Genomic DNA, 18368 nt, shown 5'->3' with positions numbered 1-18368 from the left:
ACATAAATTGAGTATGTCTAATTATAAGCTAGTAGAAGGCTAGAGATCTAATTGCCTAAGAAGTGTTGGCTTAGGTTTTTATATTGGTAAAAGCCTAGTATTAGCCTTATTAAAGCTATTAGCTAATAGGAGTTTACCTTGGGCCTTTTAGCCCTTGGAATTAGAGGCTATCATAATTGACAAAATCTTAAGAGGAGAGCTCCCATAGGGCCATAGTACTTTTAGTACTATGGCCCTATGAGCCTATGAGCTCATGTGCCAATGAGCACATGGGTGGGCTAAATATTAATAGCACCTTCAAAGACGGTGGTTGCAGGGCCCTTCATCATGACGCAAGAGCCTTCTCCTGAATAACTAATATGTAAGCTTCCGCCTGGAAGATTTACTTTAACCTTATTATCAAGTAATCCTTGTTTCATACCTACTACAGCCGCAGCGCAAGCGCCTGAGCCACAAGCCATAGTTTCACCACAGCCACGCTCGTAAACACGTAAGTTGACTTCACTACGATTAATAACTTGCATAAAGCCTACATTAACACGCTCTGGGAAGCACTTATGAGACTCAAGAATAGGGCCTAAGCTATCAATAAAACAAGTATTTACATCATCAACTAGAGTAACCATATGAGGATTACCCATGGAGACAGCACCTATCTTAAGAGTTTTGATACCACAGGCATTGTCATCTAGAGGCAATTCATAACAAGCTTGTTCTTTATCAAAAGTACAAGGAATTTTTTTAGGGTCAAAGATAGGTTTGCCCATATTAACCACAACTTCGCCATCATCTTCTAGTACTAAAGTTAGCTCACCTGAAACAGTAGACACACGAATTTCTTTCTTGTTACAAAGGTTGTGTTCTACTACAAAGCGTGCAAAACAACGGGCACCATTGCCACACATTTGCACCTCAGAGCCATCTTGATTGAAAATTCGATAATGGAAGTCCAGTTCTGGGCTATAAGGAGGCTCTACTACTAATAATTGATCAAAGCCTACACCGAAATGGCGATCTCCTAGACGTTTAATCAAGTCACTATTAAAGAAGACTTTTTGGGTAATACAATCAACCACCATAAAGTCGTTACCCAAGCCATGCATCTTGGTAAATTTAACTAGCATTACAACCTCTTATTACAGTATCTGGCAGCTTATTAATAAGAGCGCCCCCATAGCCTATAAGTTTAGGAAGCTCTCTTAATGTGATCTGAACCAATAATGAAAAGCGCTCATAAGGCTATGAGCCCGAGCGCTTTTTTTTAATTAATGAATTTAGGTGTTTAAGCGTCTATGATGCGCTCATTGAGCCACATATCTTCTTCTTTTTGACGCTCTCTAATTACATATGCCTTATCGCCATCAACCAAGATTTCAGCACATAGAGGGCGGCTATTGTAATTTGAAGACATGGAGCTACCATAAGCACCTGCACCACGTACTGCCAACACATCGCCCTCTCTTACATTAAGATGGCGATCTTTACCTAAATAGTCATCAGACTCACAAATTGGGCCTACTACATCGTAAAGTTTGGTGCCATTAGCATTACTACCCTCAAGAGCATCACTTGGGTCACGCTTAACAGCAGGGATAATGTTCATCCAAGAGTTGTATAGCGCAGGACGAATTAAATCACCCATAGCGGCATCGACAATACAGAAGTTGCGCTCTGAGTTGGACTTAAGATAAAGCACATTAGTTAGCAAAATACCAGCATTTGCTACCATAGCACGGCCAGGCTCACAGTAGATAGAGACATCAATATCCTTAAGACGGACAATTACTGCGGCTAAATACTCATAAGGAGAAGGAGGTGTCTCATCATTATAGGTAACACCTAGACCACCACCAATATCAATATGATCAACCTTAATACCAATTTCCTCTAATTGGTGATAAAGGCTAATAAGCTTATCAGTAGCCTCAATAATTGGCGCACCAGATGTCATTTGAGAGCCAATATGGCAGTCAATACCTGTAGCTTGTAAGTGCTCACTATTTGCAATATAGGTATAAAGACGTAAGGCATCCTCAAAAGCAATACCAAACTTATTCTTCTTTAAACCAGTGGAAATAGAAGGATGAGTTTTAGCGTCTACATTAGGATTTACACGCAAGGCTACAGGAGCTACTAAGGATAGTCTCTTGGCAACCTGCTCAACCTTATAAAGCTCGCTTTCAGACTCGATATTTAAGCATTTAATCTTACTTTGTAAGGCAAATTCAATTTCGTCTTCTCTTTTGCCTACACCAGAATAAATTACCTTGCCAGGGTCGCCACCAGCTTTAATGACTCGCATTAGCTCGCCTTTGGAAACCACATCAAAACCACAGCCAAACTTAGCAATAGTATTTAAAATTGCTAAAGAGCTATTAGCTTTTACCGCATAGCAGATTAAGTGATCTTTAGCGGCTAGAGCTTCCTCAAAGGCCTTTAAATGACGCACTAAGGTTGCTTTAGAATAGACATACAGAGGAGAACCATAGCGCTCTACTAAGTCAGTGACTTTAATATCCTCAGCGTAAAGTTCATTATCTTTATAATTAAAAAAATCCATTGATCTTGTCCTTTCTCAAGCTAGCAAGATGTAAGTTATTGTTTGATTTAGCTTAATAGCCAGTCCTTAAGCGCATCATTTCCATCAATTGCAAATTACTTATTAGCATCAGCTTCCACTACTTGATTATTTGCCTCTGGTAGATATAGATCTTTTTTGAGACCACAACCACTTAGTAATAACATTGAAGCGCTAATTACAGCTATGAGTAAGCTTAGTGTTTTCACAATTACCCCCAATAATTTGCCCAAAAAGAATAACACGAATTGCACCAATCTAAAGCCTAAAGTATCAACCTGATAACTCTTTGCACAACAGTCATACATTTTGCCCAATTTAGAGACATTTTTTACATATTTTGGCTTTAGTAGTGCAAGAAAAACTAGTCTGCCTGTCCACGAATAGTAAATGGGTGAATAGCATCTAAAGTCTGATTTAGTACGAAATATTGTGGCAAGTTAAAGCGCACAGTATTTTCATTCCTATTTTGACTTTGGTTTGTATAGAAGCGATTAATAGCATTTACTAAAGCTGCTCGTGAGCCAAAGTAATTACGATAAGTGCTAACTTCATTACGCTCATTAACAATATAAATGTCCCAATGTCCTTTATTTAAAGGACTAAAGAAGTATTGCACAATGCCATAAGTAGCATAGCGATCTACTAATGGAGGTACTTGCAAGGCATACTCTGGACGCATACCGTAACGAGATAAAATGCTAATATCAAACTCACTCGAGCCAAACACACTTTTCTTATTGATCATCACGCCACGTTCACCCTGATTACGGGCTACATAGGTGTTGCGGCCAACATCGAAAACATACTCACTAGAGCTATTAGTGGTTAAACAGTTAAATACCTGTCTAATAGTTGATTCCACATCATATTTGATTAAATCTTGGTAGGCTGCTGCATAAGAACATACCTCAAGCAAATCAAGCATACTTTGGACACCTTGTGAAGTATCAGCCGTATTATTCATGATACGCAATAAAGTAGCTAACAGTTCAACCACACCCTCTTCACCATTAGGCAGAGCAAAACAACGTAATTCACCCCAGCTATTAACAGCAATCAAATCAATAGAACCAACAAAGCAGGCTCGAGAACGTCCGCTACATAAGGTAGAGTTATGATCGATATCTAATAGCTGGTTTTGTAAGAGCTCAGTATCATCCTTCTCTAAATTAAGCACAATTAAACAGGCCTTGAGTTTTACTGAGTGTTGCAAGCTTTGCTCTGACACCCGCCCTCTTTTTGGCTCTAGCACACGCATAATGTCATTGCTAAGACGCTTAATCTTATAAGGAGTTACTACTGATGGAGCTCCTTTAACATAAGTACAAGTTCTTGAGGTTAAAAGCCCATTAAAACAAGCCCAGGTAACAACTTCGGTCAGTCTTGATCCTATATATGAAACCTTTAGGTTAAGCAGCGCAACATCGTCTCCTGCCGCACTATAGAGGTGCCAGCCCTTTTTACATAGACTTTGAGGCGATGGACAAATAAAGGTTAAATTACGCTCCTCTAAATTATGAGAAAAGGAGCTGTTAATAACCATTACCTTGCCAGGAAAACGATCAAAAGCTGCATATAACTTACGAGACAAAATACCAGCATCATCAGAGGTAATAGCGTACTCAATGCCATGACGAACAGAGAATCGTAAGAGAGACTGATAACTTTCTAATAAAGTTACGTAAACCTCATGATTGAATTTACGTACGGCCTCCATTTTCCAAGTAGCTACCTGCTCCAAATCATTAACAAATTCTTTAGACCAGCCCCAACGAACGCTAAATTTATTTAATAACTCTCTTTTAAGTTTGAAGTCTTCCTTATGGTAGGAAGCCTTATTGCTCAGACCTGTAAAAATCTTTAGGTAAAAACACTTACGCATTAACATTAAGCGACTTTCATGCTTAATGCTCTGTAAGTAGTTTGATACCTTCAGATACATAAGATAATAGGAGTCTAAATCTAAGCTATAACCATCATGCGAGAGCATGTAGTCTTTAAGCTCAGATGAGAGCAAGTGATTATTCGGGTAGTCATTGGAGTAAGCCTCCATTAATAAGATCTTAAGCACCACTTTAAATGGAGACTCAATAGCCTTATACAATAACCACAGACCTGAACCAAAATACTCAGTTGGAGAGCTTTTTACTACCGAACCAAAGTCAAACCACTCATCGCAATCTAAAGGGGCTTCAAATTCTTGGAAGTTGTCCTCACTAGCGGCTTTAACGCACTCCTCAGGGGTCAAAATACGACCATAAGCCCACTCAGGATAAGTATCCCTATGGGAGGCAATATCTCGATTGCCATCAACATAATGATCAATATCTTCAATATTATTGCTCTCAGTAAGAGAAGCTAAATCAACCAGAGCTAAGCCCTGGCCCCAAAATGAAGATGGAGTAACGCCCATAACCTCAGCAAAGCGCTCAAAACCAGCAGCTTTGCTGTTTTTACTCTTCTTTAGAGTAGCAACATTTTTACTGCTTACACGTTCATTTTTAACGTTAATCAGATTAGAGCCCTGCTCAGAAAAAGAAACTCTACCACTAAGCTCACCGTCTAAAGAGCCAGTAACTAAGTCCTGAGCATAAGGAGAACTTAAATACTGATTATTACCCTGCACTAAACGTTCACTTGGGTTAGAGCTTAAAGAGTTATTATTTTGGGCTGGGAATAAGCGCTGTAAAGTTAAGTTAAAAGTGGTGCTTTTAGCTAAAGAACGAGCCACTCTAGCCATTTTTACTGAGGCTTTAATGGCTGCACGATTACGTTTTTTATTACGTACTTTATTGTCTTTATCGCTCTTTTTATCTAAGGAAGCTTCACTTTCCTGCTCCATACTTTCGATAGCTTCGAGCTCACTTTCAGATAAGAATTCTGCCTTAACTAAACTATCGTAAAGCTCTTCATCATCTCCCAAGTCGTCATGTTTGGCATTAGGCTCGGAGCTAATTTCCACCTTATTTTCATAATAATCAGCTTGGTTTGGCTCTTGTTTATCAAGATACCAAACATTGGTTTCTTTAGCCCCCGCACCCTTCAGATCATCATTAAAAATTGAAGGTACATTATTAGCGTAATCTAAGGCAAAAGGCTTGCTATCTTCCTTATTAAAGATATGTTGACTGGCGTTATCTAAAGCTAAAGCACTGCCACTTTTATGGCCAATGCCCTCATGATCCTTAATTAAAAAGATGTATTTATCTTGCTTAGCCTCTTGGGCAATAGCTGCAAAATTAATAGTTTGCCCCTCAAAAGTAAGCTGATTATCTTTTGAGTTTAATAAAGCTTGCGCTTGAGGATTTAAGCCCACATAAGACTGATTACTATCAAGTGCCGCATCGGTTTTAGCATTAGAGCTCTTAACTTCCTTGGAACCACCCTCATAAGCACGCTTGAAAATGGTATTAATAACCGAGCGCTTAACCTTTTTAATAGCCCTAGCCTTTTTATCTTCTAGCACTGAGGAATCTAAGGATGAACTTTGCAGTGAATATAAGACATTAGTATTTGAGCCAATTTGATAGTTAGAAATATATCCAGAACTAAATTCTTGAGCTCTGAGCTGAACAATCCATTCTTTAAGGCTTAAAAAGCCCGCATAATGAGTAATGCCATGGTTTTTGATGTACTCATTATCAATTAAGTCATCATTATCAATTTTTTGGGCTAAGACACTATCTGCAAAAGCAACATTATTAATTTCCTCTAATTGCATAATGCTAGGAGCCCATAAGTTCTTGGTCTTACAAAATGCTGGCAAATTACTACTATGCACATAATCTCTATAAGCAAGCTGCTCTTGGGCTTTGATGAGAGGGTGTTTATGCTCTGTGGCCAGGTCAGCCTTTACATTACCTAAAATACTGCCAGTTAAACAATTGGTTACCACAGGATAAGCATAATAAAGCTGATTACATAAAGGATAAGCCAGCTCCATTGAGGCGCTAAAAGCAATTAAAGAGGAATGGGTGTTGATAGCGCTATGATGATTAAAATCATTGCTCTTATCTTTTACTAAGGCATTGTAACTATCGGCATCAATGATAGAGCCCTGTAAGTCATTAACACTTCTTATGTAAATAAAATGATTGGATACTAAAGGACAAACAGAGATCAAAGGCGCAGCTGACAGTGGAAAGCTGATTTTATTAGGCTGCTCTAAAGATTGCTGCTCAATAGCATCAAAATTAATAGCTTTGCTTGCTACTTTGATATGAGACTGCGCAGGAGTAGGAGTGATAAATTGCTCCATTCCTGAAACACCTTGAGTTAAAAAATTTACATAATCCTGATATGACTGTTGTTCTTCTTTGGTAGAAATTAAATACCAAATAATGTAACGACCGCACAATCTAATAGAAGAGCGGTAAAACTCATCTAATAAGAAGAGGTTTTGGGCACTGCCGCAGTTTTCCTCATCTAAAGAGTCTGGCTGGAAATTGGTAAAACGATCCTCAGGAGTAACAAATAAATTAAGCTCAACGCCTTGGGATTTAATGTAATTGGTAATAAAGCGACATTTATCTTGTAAAGCTTTGGTACGCTCTTGAGAGAGATTAGCTTTAACACAAACCCAAATGTCTACATCAGAACTATCTGACTGTCCCAACGAAGAGGTAGAACCCATAGCATACAAGCCTAAAATAGCATGCTCTTTTGGTTCTTGTAATTTAGGGGCACTAGGAGCAATAGTTTCATGTAAATAACGCTTTTGTAAAGCATCAAGATGAAACATATCGATGCCATGAGGCACATCGTTATTACGATAGCCTGGCAAATTAATATGGTTATAGTGTAATAGTACAGGCACTATGGATAAACAATAGCGAGCATCCTGACTCATGAGCGATAAAGCATGAGCCAAGCGCGTCTCATTAAGCTCTTTATAGCGCTTAAAACGTGTCAAGATCTGTTGTTTGGGAATATAAACCATGATCTAACTCATTATTGCTTATCAATTATCCAACAAAATTAGCAAGCATATCCACACCTGATACCTGCTTACCAAAGCCCTAAAAACTTAATTATAGCGCACCTTATAGTGCAAACTAGGCATGATCTTCTACATAAGTCTAATACCAAAAGTACAACGTATAGGCCTATAGGAGCTATTAAAAAAAGCAAACATCACTACCAAATCTTTATCAACATGAATGCCCTAGTTGGAGCTATTTTTTCCAGGTGGCTCACCTTTAAAAATTTACAGCTATAAATTTGTTTTTCAAGCCATAATACAGACAAGAGCGCCAGTACTCTTAATAAGAATGATTTGTAAGTGTGCGTGTTTGGTCACAAAATTAACTTTTGCTTGTTACAAGAAATTTATCTAAAAAACAGCACCAACTAAGCTGAGTTTTTAGCTCTCTACCTAAGTTTTATCAAGAATATCAACAGATAAAGCATTCTATTATTTACCAGATTTTGACTATCTGATCATAATCTGGATCTAAGAACTAATAGTGTTTAGTGTTAAAATCAATATTTAGCTCATTTATGCTAAGGGTGTGGTTTTAAGATTTTTTATATCTTAGCCTACATTAGAGTTCTTTTTGATCGATGTATTTTTTTTCTTAAGTCTCTCTTAAGCTAGATATTACTCTTAGCTATAGCTATCTAAGCTTAATATTAGAAGTAAGAAAAAACATCGATACTACTAAGTGCCAAGGTGCACCTTTTAGGTTTGTACCTTAATAGAATTTGTGTCTTTTAGACCAAGGTTAATATTAAGACCCATGCAGGGATCAAAATGGTAAAAGAAACGATCACCACTCAAAGCACTTCTCAGAAGGTTGAAGCCGCACAAGCATATGCTGCTCAAACTGCTGGCGAGAAGCAGTCATACATTCAACCAGGGGTTGCTCAAACCGCTCAGGCAATGGCACCAACCTATGTAGATCAGGCACAGCTCAAGGAACTTGAGTACCGTCTTTCTACTAAAGTAGCTCAGGGCTCTGGTGCTAAGACTGGTCTATTATGGTTTGTAACCTTAATCGCTTTAGGCGCTGCTGGATTTGCAGGCTATACTGCTTTCCAAAACCAACAGAAGATCATGGCTTATGAAAATGCTTATAACTCTGTTAAGCAACAAATTTCTGATGCCACTTTCAAGGTTGAGCAAAAGGCTACCTTACTTGAGAATGCTCAAACAAAAAATGCAGCTTTAGAGCAAACTACCTCTTCTTTAGCTCAAAATTACCAAACTTTAGGCCAAAGTCTTAATGGTTTAATTGCTGCTCAACAGCAACAAGCTCAAAGCGTTAATGACTTAGCTTCTAAAGTTGCTGCCTTTGAAACTCGTAATCCATTTGACTGGCAGTTAGCTGAGTCCTATTTCTTAGTCAATAACGCCTCTGTTAAGGCTGTATTTGATAAAGATATTAAAGCCGCTGTTTGGATGCTTACTCAAGCTGATGAGCTATTAAAGCCAATCGAAGAGGAAAAGGTTGTAGCCTTACGTGAAGCCATTTCTAAGGATATTGCTGCTTTAAACAATATCAGCTTAGTTGATATTCGTGGTCTTGGCATGACCTTAGATCGTGCTTATGACAATATCGATAACTTAGTTTTAGAGGGCTACTCTGATCCTAAGGTACGCGCCGCTGCCTTTGAAAAGACTCAAGAAACTACCAAGGACATCAGCGATTGGAAGGCTAATTTATTAAATTCAGCCAATGATTTTGCTGCTCGCTTTGTAGAGGTTCGCCGTCGTAATGCTGAGGCTGCTACTGAGTTCTTAACTCCAGAGCAAGATCTCTACTTACGTGAAAACATTAAGACCAGAATTTTACTAGCCAAATCTGATCTCTCTCATGGTGATAAAGAGGCCATGCAAGCTAACTTAGCAGATGCTATTAAATTAGTTAAAGCCTACTTTGACCCAGAGAGTACAGTTACCCAAAACACCTTAAAGATGTTAACTAGCATTGAGCAAAGCGAAATCACTATTAAAACTCCAGAAGTTTTACAAAGTGCTACTGCTTTCTCCGAGTTTGCACGTCAACACTTATTAGGCAGAGGAATGTAGTCAATGATTAAGATCCTCATAGCCGTTGGCTTGTTATGCGCTGCGGTCTTTTTAGGCCCTCGCTTAGCTGATAGCCAAGGTTTCGTACATATTGCTACTGAAGGCTATATTATCGAAACTTCTCTTACTACAGCTATTATTATTGCTTTCGTTTCTTTTGTAGTATTGCATGTTTTGGTTAACATTATTAACCGCTCTGTAAGCCTTCCAAAGTCTACAGCTCGCTGGTTTGGTAAGCGTAAAATCCAAAAGCAAATCAATTTACAAAATGAAGCTTTCTTAGCTTATGAAGAGGGTGCCTATAATCGTGCCTTAGCTTTAATCAATAAGTCAGGCAATAGAGCCGACCTTCCTGCCAATTGCATGTTTTTAGGTGCTAAGTGTGCCTTTAAGTTAGGCGATCTCGACAGCTGCCGTAGCTTCTTAGATTATGCCGAGCAATCTAAGAACTGCTCTGAGACAGCCTGTAAGATTTTAAGAGCCAAGCTCAACTTAAAGATTGGCAACTACCAGGCCGCTATTGAAAATTTATCTTTAGTTAAGAAAGATAGCTATACTCAAGGCGTTGTTACTAAACTACTCTATGAGTGCTACAAGTTAGCTGGCGATGATGAGAAAATTGCCGAAATCTTGCCTTCATTAAAGAAACTCAATCTTGTTGATGGTCAAGAAGCTGGTGAGATTGTACTCAACTTTAATCGCTCTAAGATTGATAGCGCCAACAGCGTAGATGAGCTCCAAAACATTGTTTCCAAGCTCGATCGCCAAGAGCGTCAAGATCCTACCATCATGGCCCCAATCCTAAGCAAGATGGTTAAACTTGGTGACACCTCTATTGCAGGCAAACATGCTTTAGAGATTTTACGTCACAATGTAACCCCAGCTTTCTTAGAGTCTATTAGCCACTGGAGCAATGCTGTACCTTTGGTATTAGAAGAGCTTAGCAAACAAGCACAAAGCAATGAAATTGGTAGTCAGACCAATGTGCCTATGTTAAAAGCTTTAGCTAATATGGAAATGAAGTCAGATAAACTTGCCGAGGCTAAAGAGCACTTAAAGCAAGCTTTAGAGGTAACTAAAGATCGTGACCTTTATTTATTAGCCGCCGAGCTCAATGAGCGTCTTGATCGTTATGATGAAGCTACTAAGTTCTTTGCCTTAGCCTTTAAAAGCTAAGCTTTACTAAGAATACTAAAAAGGCCTATCTAAACTTAGATAGGCCTTTTTTAGTTTCCTCTAATAATAAGAAGATGGCTTAGCACTACGGTACAAAGATTCGTCAATCTTAAGTTCTTTTTTACCCAAGAAAAATGCTTTAGTGATTTCATCTTCACTAATAAAGCCACAAGCCCCCATCATTAAATATGAAGTGCCATCAAAATAACTAACCAATCCAGAGCATGGCGCATTATCTACATATTTAAAACTAAAGCCTCTACGCTCAATTTGAGCACTTAATCCCCAGCCGCCATAACTATCCATAACATTTTGTGCATATGCTTTGGTAGTGCTTAAATGAGCCGCTGCAGGCATAATTTGAACAAAGGCTTTAGCGGTTCCATCTTTTTTAATAAAAGTAACTATTTTATCCTGACGGTTATAGTTCATAGCAAAGTCTGATAAGTCCTTATTATCAGCATTATCTTGACTAGCACCAATAGCAACTAATGGTGCACTCCAGGCACTAGAAGTACTTACTGACCAACAAGCTAGCACAATACTTAATGCTACTTTGGTAATACCAGAAGGTAAATTGCGCTTAAACATAGGGGCTTATTTCCTATTAGCTAAAATTATTGTCTTTGACATTATACAAAACGAGTGCCTTAAATTAAGCTACCAATCACAATCGCATCACAAGATAAAAGTCAGGCAAATAGGCCTAGCCTAAATTATGATAAAATCGCCTGTTAAGCTCATAAGTAGGGAGTCGGGATTTAACTGTTATGTTTTAGTGGCTAAATGCCGACAACTTACTCTCAAACTTACTTAGTTGCCTAATATTATAGGCATCTTACGGGGATCTAAAACTTCTTTTCACAGAGACTTATTTATGTTGTCATTTTTACCATCTCCGCTGATCTTTATCATCAACATGACCATGATCAGTATAGCTTCATGTTTATTGGCTTTACCTCTGATTTTCCTAGCTTTAATACGCCTTATCTTACCTTTTAAGGTGGTGTTAGATACTGTTGATGCTTTAAATCAATTAGTCTTTAGAGGTTTTTGCGTTCATAACAACCTCTTAATGCGCATTACAACCAAGGTAAAATGGGATATTCAAGGAGTGGAGAACGTTAAGGTAAACGGCTCATGCATTATCATTTCTAATCATTTATCTTGGACTGATATTGTAATGATCTGCCATATTTATCGTGGTCGCATTCCTATTACTAAGTTCTTCTTAAAGCAATCATTAATCTTTATCCCTATTATTGGTCAAGCTTGCTACGCTATCGGCATGCCTTTTTTACGCCGTTATACCCGTGCACAAATTTTAAAAAATCCAAAGCTTAAGACCAAGGATCTCGATTCTACCCGTAAGGCCTGCCAAAGCTTGTTAGTTTACCCATCAAGCTTAGTAAACTTTGTAGAGGGTACCCGCTTTACTAAAGCTAAGGCTCGCTCTTGTAAGTCACCTTATCAAAACCTGATGCCACCTAAGGCCGCCTCTTTAGCCGTAGCTTTAGGCATGATTGGTAAGAATATTGATTGCTTATTAAATACTACCATTCTCTATCCAGACCATAAGGGTCAAGGCAGTATCTTCTATGCTCTCTTATGTGGTCGTTTAGATAGAGTAATTGCTCGTGTTGAGGTAATTGATAAAGAGTTTATCGAGCAAAAGTTAGTAGGCGACTATATTGGTGATAAGCAATTTAAGCGCAGCTTTACCAATGAGCTTCGCTCCCTTTGGCAAAAGAAAGATGAGCAAATTGCTAATCTTTTAGGCATTGAGTACAACCCTCAAGCCAATAGCGCCCCAATTCTCGACACCACCCTCAACACCCCTGCTGCCGCTGCTGACGCAGCTACCGCTGCCGCAGCTGCGCCAACTGAGGCTGCCGCCCCTACCGATGCTGTTGCCCCTACCGATGCTGTTGCCCCTGCTGAGCCAGCTGAGCCAGCCGAGGCTCAGGCCGAGTCTGAGGCCAATGAGGCTGATAGCAAGGCAGAAGCCCCTGCTAAGAGCCTTAAGATTGATAATAACTTAGTTAGTAATAGCAAAGACAAACAATAGTACTTGCTAGCTCTAATCGCAAAAAAAGGCCTAAAAGCTTATGCTCTTAGGCCCTTTTTTAAATAATTACCAACTATTTAGCGTCAGGTACATTATCTTTTTCTAATAAGTAACCAATGAGATCAATTAACTCTTGTAGATCGCTAACTGACTCCATAGTTACTAAATACTTACCATTAACTAAGATCTCTGGCACAGCATCAATATCAGCATCCTTTGCCCACTTATCAAACTGAGCTACAGCACCAATAACTGGGAAGGAATTAAACTCACGATCAAACTTATCCTTTGGCATGCCAATAGAAGTCATAAACTGAGTCATCTGCTCATGGCTCATAGGGATATTGCCTTCGTTATGCATTTGGTTAAAGAGCTCTTTAACATAAAGGTCTTCAATACCCATATTTTTAGCTACCACTAAAGCTCTTTGAGACTCAGGGCCCATATGTCCACCTAACATAGAGACAGGGTTACGCTCAAAACTAGCCTTAGGATAGGTTTGCTCTATTTTGTCAAAATCACCTTGTAAAGAAAAACAGTGACCACACCAAAAAGAAAAGAACTCTCTAATTTCTTTATGAGGGGTAAGAGTACTGCCTCTTACTTGATAATTCACACCCTCTTTATATTCAGCACTAATAGCTGTTTGAGTTAAAAATAAACTTGCAGATAATACAGCCACAGCTGCGACAATTTTTTTCCACATATGCTTTTTTTCTCATGCATTATTAATACAAAGCAAATTCATTATTGTAGTTGTACTTATGGTAATTAGCAAAAATTAGTTTTTCATTAGTTTAAAGCCACTAAACTAGTGATCACCCTCAATATGGCAAAGTCCCAATATTACAAGAGCTAAGACAGCCTTGCTTGCAAAGCAAGGCTTGGCTGCGCCAAGCAGCCCTTGCGCAGGCTTAGAGCAGCTCATGCGCAAGCGCAAGCTTGGCCAAGCTAGGCCTAGCTTAGCGCAGCTAAGCTTGGTAAGAGGCATAAAAAAAGCCCCCATAGCAAGAGCTATAAGGGCCTCAATAATGAAAGCAAAACTTTTTTAACTAATTAGTAGTTGGGGAGTGATCCCAAATAGAGACCTTGTCTCTTAATTGACGCACTGATCTTCTTTGGCAACGCATGCCAATAGTTAAAGATAAGCTAAACAGTCTTACACCTAAATTGGAGCGGTTGGCAAGTTTACTCAATAAGAACAAGCGCTTTAAATTAGCTTTGGAAATTCTATAGTCACAATTAGGATCAAGCGGATTACGGGAAACTTGACGTAATAAGTACATGGCCATTACGACATTAGTCAGACAAAAAAGTCGTACTCCGGAGCTAGCTTTAGGATCAAGGGCACAAATAAAGTTGATAGCATCATTTAAATGACCTTCAGTTAAGGCCACATAGTCTAAAACTTCATCTTCTGTATTGCCAGGCAAGAATGATGCACCACGCTTAAGATCCTTGGCTCGATCACGTAAGATATTAGTTAACTGCAAGCCTTCACCAAAACTTACTGACAGATCCAAAAGCTCCTTTTTATCTACTGTCTTATCATAAATAGCAAACAGCTCAGCTAGCATCTCACCTACGACACCAGCCACAAAGTAGCAGTAATTATCGACATCATCAAGGTTCTTAATGCCCTGCTCTTGAACGTCCTCATCAAGGCTACTACGTAAAAAGCTAGCCATGCCATGGGACATAATTGATAAGGCACGACATAAGACTTCTTTAACTTCATCGTCGTAGCTTAGCAGCAAATTTACTGCCTTATCTAAGTCTTTTACGAGCTTGATATCGTCCTCTTGAGAACCATTTTTAGTAAGCTCTAAGGCACGCTCTTTAAGAGCATGCAAAACATCTAATTCAGCAAACTCGTCACCAGCTAAAAAAGAAAAATCACTAAGCCAAGTTATTTTATCAACGATATTGGCTTGAGAGTCATCCTCAACAGTATCGACGATACGACACATTAAATATGCCAAGGCAATATAGTCTTTTAAAGGGTTAGGCATAAGAGGAATGGTCAAAGCAAAAGAGCGTGACACTTTATTGAGGTGGCTATAAATAGCTTCATTACTCATCAGCTCTACTGAGATTTCCTCAGACAAAGCACAAGTATTAACTTTCTCTTTTTTTAAGAAGCTATCTTTTGGTTTAGACTCACGACTAGCAAAGCCATTATGACGAGCTTTAAACTCACCATTAAACTTATGGCCTTCATGCTCATGATTAGAACTTGAGTTCTTGCTATTGTGACCTAAAGAAAACCAAGCACTCTTTTTAGACATATCAAGTCTCTTACTTGGGCGCTTATTTCTTTTGACACTAGTTTTAGAGGGAAAGTAATTAAAGTGACTACTAGGAGGTTTACTGTCCATAGCTAAATAAATTGATGTTCCTAATCATAAAAACACAACTGCTTTTGTGCTTATGCAGTTGCTGAATAAACTCATGAATGACCATTATAAGCCATATATATCCTAAAAATGCATGCAGTTTAAGAAAGATATTGAGCCTCTATATAAGACATAATGACACCTTGTTTTAAATCTTGACGAAGAACGGCCTTTTTCCTGATAAATAAGCCTTTTGTGTAAGTAAAATCATGTATCCAAGTTGGGTATTTTAAACATCAATAATATTAAGCTTTGCTTGCTCAAAATTTGTGCTTTTGTGCATTTAACACAAAGCACAAGTTAGTAAATCCTTAGCTTAAATAAGCTTTATCTCTAAAACACGTTTAAATTACCCCATACTTTACAAACCTTTACGCTTTAAAAACGGCTATCAATCATGCCTCATGAGCTTATCTAATAGTGATTTTTACCAAGATCACAGCATAAAAATTTATTTACATGAATATACACTAAATTAACCTAATCTCTTTATTATTCAGTAATTTCCCACAAGATTTATACACTATATTATCTTGATGTGATCTCTATCGTGTTATTGATTTTTTTTAACTTTCTTTTATAAAAAACTATTAGAAATCCCTATTTTTACTAGTTTTATTAGCCCATTGTCTTGGATACAAGAAGATTTGGCTTATTTATGCCCTTATTTGGCCATTCTTATGAGAAGAGCCTCACACTTTTTTTAAAGCTAAATGTACCAATATGGGTAATTAACAAAAACTTGAACTAGATCTCAAATAAACCAATTTTTTATTAGAACCCTTTATTTAAGCCACTTATAAAGTGAGACAGATCACATCAAGGCTTTAATTTGTCTTGAGATAGATTGGGCCAATTAGTTTTTGACTATCACCTGCAAAAAGCTATCAAAAATTTAAATTTTGCTTTCTATATATTTGTGCCCAGTTAGTTACTCTTCCTTGGAGATTGTCTTAAATGTGGATTCAAAACTACGATCCAGCTGGTAGCATTTGGCTATCTGCACTGGTCGCAGCCTTACCTATTATCTGCTTTTTGCTCTGCTTAGTCGTATTTAAGCTCAAGGGCTATCAAGCAGGCTTCATTACTGTATTCTTAGCTGCTTTAGTAGCTATTTTCTTCTACGACATGCCAGCCCAATTAGTTGGTGCTTCCTTTGTACAAGGTTATACCAACGGTATGTGGCCGATTGCGTGGATTATTGTTGCTGCAATTTTCTTGTATAAGCTCTCAGTTAAATCTGGCTCTTTTGAGATTATCAAGCAATCTGTAATTAGCATTACTCCTGATCACCGTATCCAAGTTTTATTAATTGGTTTCTGCTTTGGCTCTTTCTTAGAGGGTGCTATTGGCTTTGGTGGTCCAGTTGCTATTACCGCAGCCTTATTAGTAGGTTTAGGCTTAAAGCCTCTTTATGCAGCTGGCTTGTGCTTAATTGCAAACACTGCTCCAGTAGCCTTCGGTGCTGTAGGTATTCCAATTACCGCTATGACAGACCTAGTAGGTGTTGATCAGCACTCTGTTTCTGCAATGGTTGGTCGTTTATTGTTCCCACTTTCCTTAACTGTGCCATTCTTTATTGTGTTCTTAATGGATGGTTTCAAAGGTGTGCGTGAGACTTTCCCAGCAGTTTTAGTAACCTCTCTTTCCTTTGCCGTTACCCAGTACTACACCTCTAACCACATTGGTGCTCAGTTACCTGATATCACCTCTGCTGTAGTAGCTTTAGTATGTACTACTGTATTCTTAAAGTGGTGGCAGCCAAAGAACATCTTCCGTTTAGATGACAAGACCGACTTTACTACTGACACAACTTTAACCTTTAAGAGCGTATTCCGTGCTTGGGTTCCATTCTTACTCTTAATCATCTTAATTATTGTTTGGACTAACCCATTATTCTTAAGCTTATTTGCTAAGGGTTCTGTACTCGAGTTCACTCAAGTTACTGTTCAGTTCAATGCTACTGTAGGTTCCATTAAGAGCCCAGACGTATTAGATCCAAGCGTTCTTAACGATGTTAAGGTATCTCAGGTTGTTAACCTCATTGCTTTCCAAGCTGGTACCGCAATTTTCATCGCTGCCTTATTAACCATCGTATTCTTACGTATCAAGACCCAAGACGCATTAGATTGTTTCTGGGATACCTTGAAAGAAATGGCAGTACCTATCGTAACCATCGGTTTAGTAGTAGCTTTTGCTTTCATTGCTAAGAACTCTGGTATGTCCACCACCTTAGGTCTTGCTTTTGCAAGCACTGGCAGCGGCTTCGCATTCTTCAGCCCAATTATTGGTTGGATTGGTGTGTTCTTAACTGGTTCTGATACCTCCTCTAACTTACTCTTCGGTATCTTACAGCAGGCTTCTGCTAAGACCTTAGGCATTGGTGAGGCTCTCTTCTTAGCTGCCAACTCTGTAGGTGGTGTAGTAGGTAAGATGATTTCTCCTCAATCCATCGCTATTGCCTGCGCCGCTGTAGGTTTAGTAGGTCGCGAGTCAGAGCTCTTTAAGTTCACCTTAAAATACTCACTTGCCTTCATCTTAATCATTGGTATTTGGATTTTCGCTGTAGCCTTCTTCTTCCCATGGATGATTCCAGAGGCTGTACCACTCAAGCACTAATTTAAGATGACAATAAAATCATAGAGCCGCTTAAGCGCTCTTTAGGGAAGGCCCCGCCCAAGAGTATAGAGATATGTTCTTGGGTGGGGTTCCCCTCACTAAGATAGATACTAAAAAATTTTAAAGAACAATTTTGCTAAGTTGAACCAATACTCTTATCAATAGTGCAATCGGCTATGTTTTAGCTATTACTGTGATGTAATACCAAAGAAACAACACATAGGGAATTTAAACCAAACCTTAGTGCTAAAAACTAACTAGCAGTTCTAATTGAAGCTAGTCATAGTCAGCTGTACTTGGGCTACATTAGTTAAAATTTCTTTTTCTTAAATATTTGGTATTTAGATCTGATTTAAATACGTTAGGATGGTTTTCCGCATGGATCACAACGTTAATTTCTTTGCGACTTGTATGGGCTCCACTGCGCTTCAAGACAGTGTCATTAGCTCTATTAAATTAATGCAGATGTATGGCGCAAAGATCATTTTTAAGAAAAAA

Annotated in this window: 10 protein-coding genes; 4 read left to right on the top strand and 6 right to left on the bottom strand. The window is 38.5% G+C overall.

Going from position 1 to position 18368, the window contains the following annotated elements:
- Window positions 1–278: 278 nt before the first annotated feature.
- The 3 genes from dapF to MXE38_RS07910 all read right to left on the bottom strand — a co-directional run bounded on the left by dapF (window position 279) and on the right by MXE38_RS07910 (window position 7493).
- Complete coding sequence (gene dapF / locus MXE38_RS07920; RefSeq protein ID WP_246913749.1) at window positions 279–1124, bottom strand: diaminopimelate epimerase; 846 nt, start codon at window positions 1122–1124, stop codon at window positions 279–281.
- A 158-nt stretch (window positions 1125–1282) separates the two neighbouring features.
- Complete coding sequence (gene lysA / locus MXE38_RS07915) at window positions 1283–2560, bottom strand: diaminopimelate decarboxylase (RefSeq protein ID WP_246913747.1); 1278 nt, start codon at window positions 2558–2560, stop codon at window positions 1283–1285.
- A 382-nt stretch (window positions 2561–2942) separates the two neighbouring features.
- Window positions 2943–7493, bottom strand: a complete 4551-nt coding sequence (locus tag MXE38_RS07910) for a class I adenylate cyclase (protein ID WP_246913745.1) — start codon at window positions 7491–7493, stop codon at window positions 2943–2945.
- Between the two features lie 840 nt (window positions 7494–8333).
- Between MXE38_RS07910 and MXE38_RS07905 the strand changes: the two genes are divergently transcribed.
- Both MXE38_RS07905 and MXE38_RS07900 read left to right on the top strand, forming a co-directional pair.
- Window positions 8334–9611 (top strand): uroporphyrinogen-III C-methyltransferase, encoded by a 1278-nt coding sequence (locus tag MXE38_RS07905; RefSeq protein WP_246913743.1) that lies wholly within the window; start codon window positions 8334–8336, stop codon window positions 9609–9611.
- Window positions 9612–9614: 3 nt separating this feature from the next.
- Window positions 9615–10787: a heme biosynthesis HemY N-terminal domain-containing protein gene (locus tag MXE38_RS07900; RefSeq protein WP_246913741.1), complete on the top strand. Its 1173-nt coding sequence runs from the start codon at window positions 9615–9617 to the stop codon at window positions 10785–10787.
- A 60-nt stretch (window positions 10788–10847) separates the two neighbouring features.
- Here the strand turns inward: MXE38_RS07900 and MXE38_RS07895 are convergent, their stop codons facing one another.
- Window positions 10848–11378, bottom strand: a complete 531-nt coding sequence (locus MXE38_RS07895; RefSeq protein ID WP_246913739.1) for a hypothetical protein — start codon at window positions 11376–11378, stop codon at window positions 10848–10850.
- A gap of 286 nt (window positions 11379–11664) precedes the next feature.
- On the opposite strand from MXE38_RS07895, the gene MXE38_RS07890 reads away from it, so the two are divergent.
- Window positions 11665–12855 (top strand): acetyltransferase, encoded by a 1191-nt coding sequence (locus tag MXE38_RS07890; RefSeq protein ID WP_246913737.1) that lies wholly within the window; start codon window positions 11665–11667, stop codon window positions 12853–12855.
- A 73-nt stretch (window positions 12856–12928) separates the two neighbouring features.
- Here the strand turns inward: MXE38_RS07890 and MXE38_RS07885 are convergent, their stop codons facing one another.
- Together MXE38_RS07885 and MXE38_RS07880 are read right to left on the bottom strand one after the other, a co-directional pair.
- Complete coding sequence (locus MXE38_RS07885; RefSeq protein ID WP_246913735.1) at window positions 12929–13561, bottom strand: thiol:disulfide interchange protein DsbA/DsbL; 633 nt, start codon at window positions 13559–13561, stop codon at window positions 12929–12931.
- A gap of 346 nt (window positions 13562–13907) precedes the next feature.
- Window positions 13908–15143, bottom strand: coding sequence for a squalene/phytoene synthase family protein (locus MXE38_RS07880; protein WP_246913734.1), 1236 nt, complete (start codon window positions 15141–15143; stop codon window positions 13908–13910).
- A 1065-nt stretch (window positions 15144–16208) separates the two neighbouring features.
- Here MXE38_RS07880 and MXE38_RS07875 point away from each other — a divergent pair.
- Window positions 16209–17870 (top strand): lactate permease LctP family transporter, encoded by a 1662-nt coding sequence (locus tag MXE38_RS07875; RefSeq protein WP_246913733.1) that lies wholly within the window; start codon window positions 16209–16211, stop codon window positions 17868–17870.
- Window positions 17871–18368 lie beyond the last annotated feature (498 nt).

The organism is Anaerobiospirillum sp. NML120448 (genome assembly GCF_023050945.1).
GTDB lineage: Bacteria > Pseudomonadota > Gammaproteobacteria > Enterobacterales > Succinivibrionaceae > Anaerobiospirillum.
Note: the sequence above shows the minus strand (reverse complement) of the source record. Positions and strands in the feature narration are given on the sequence as shown.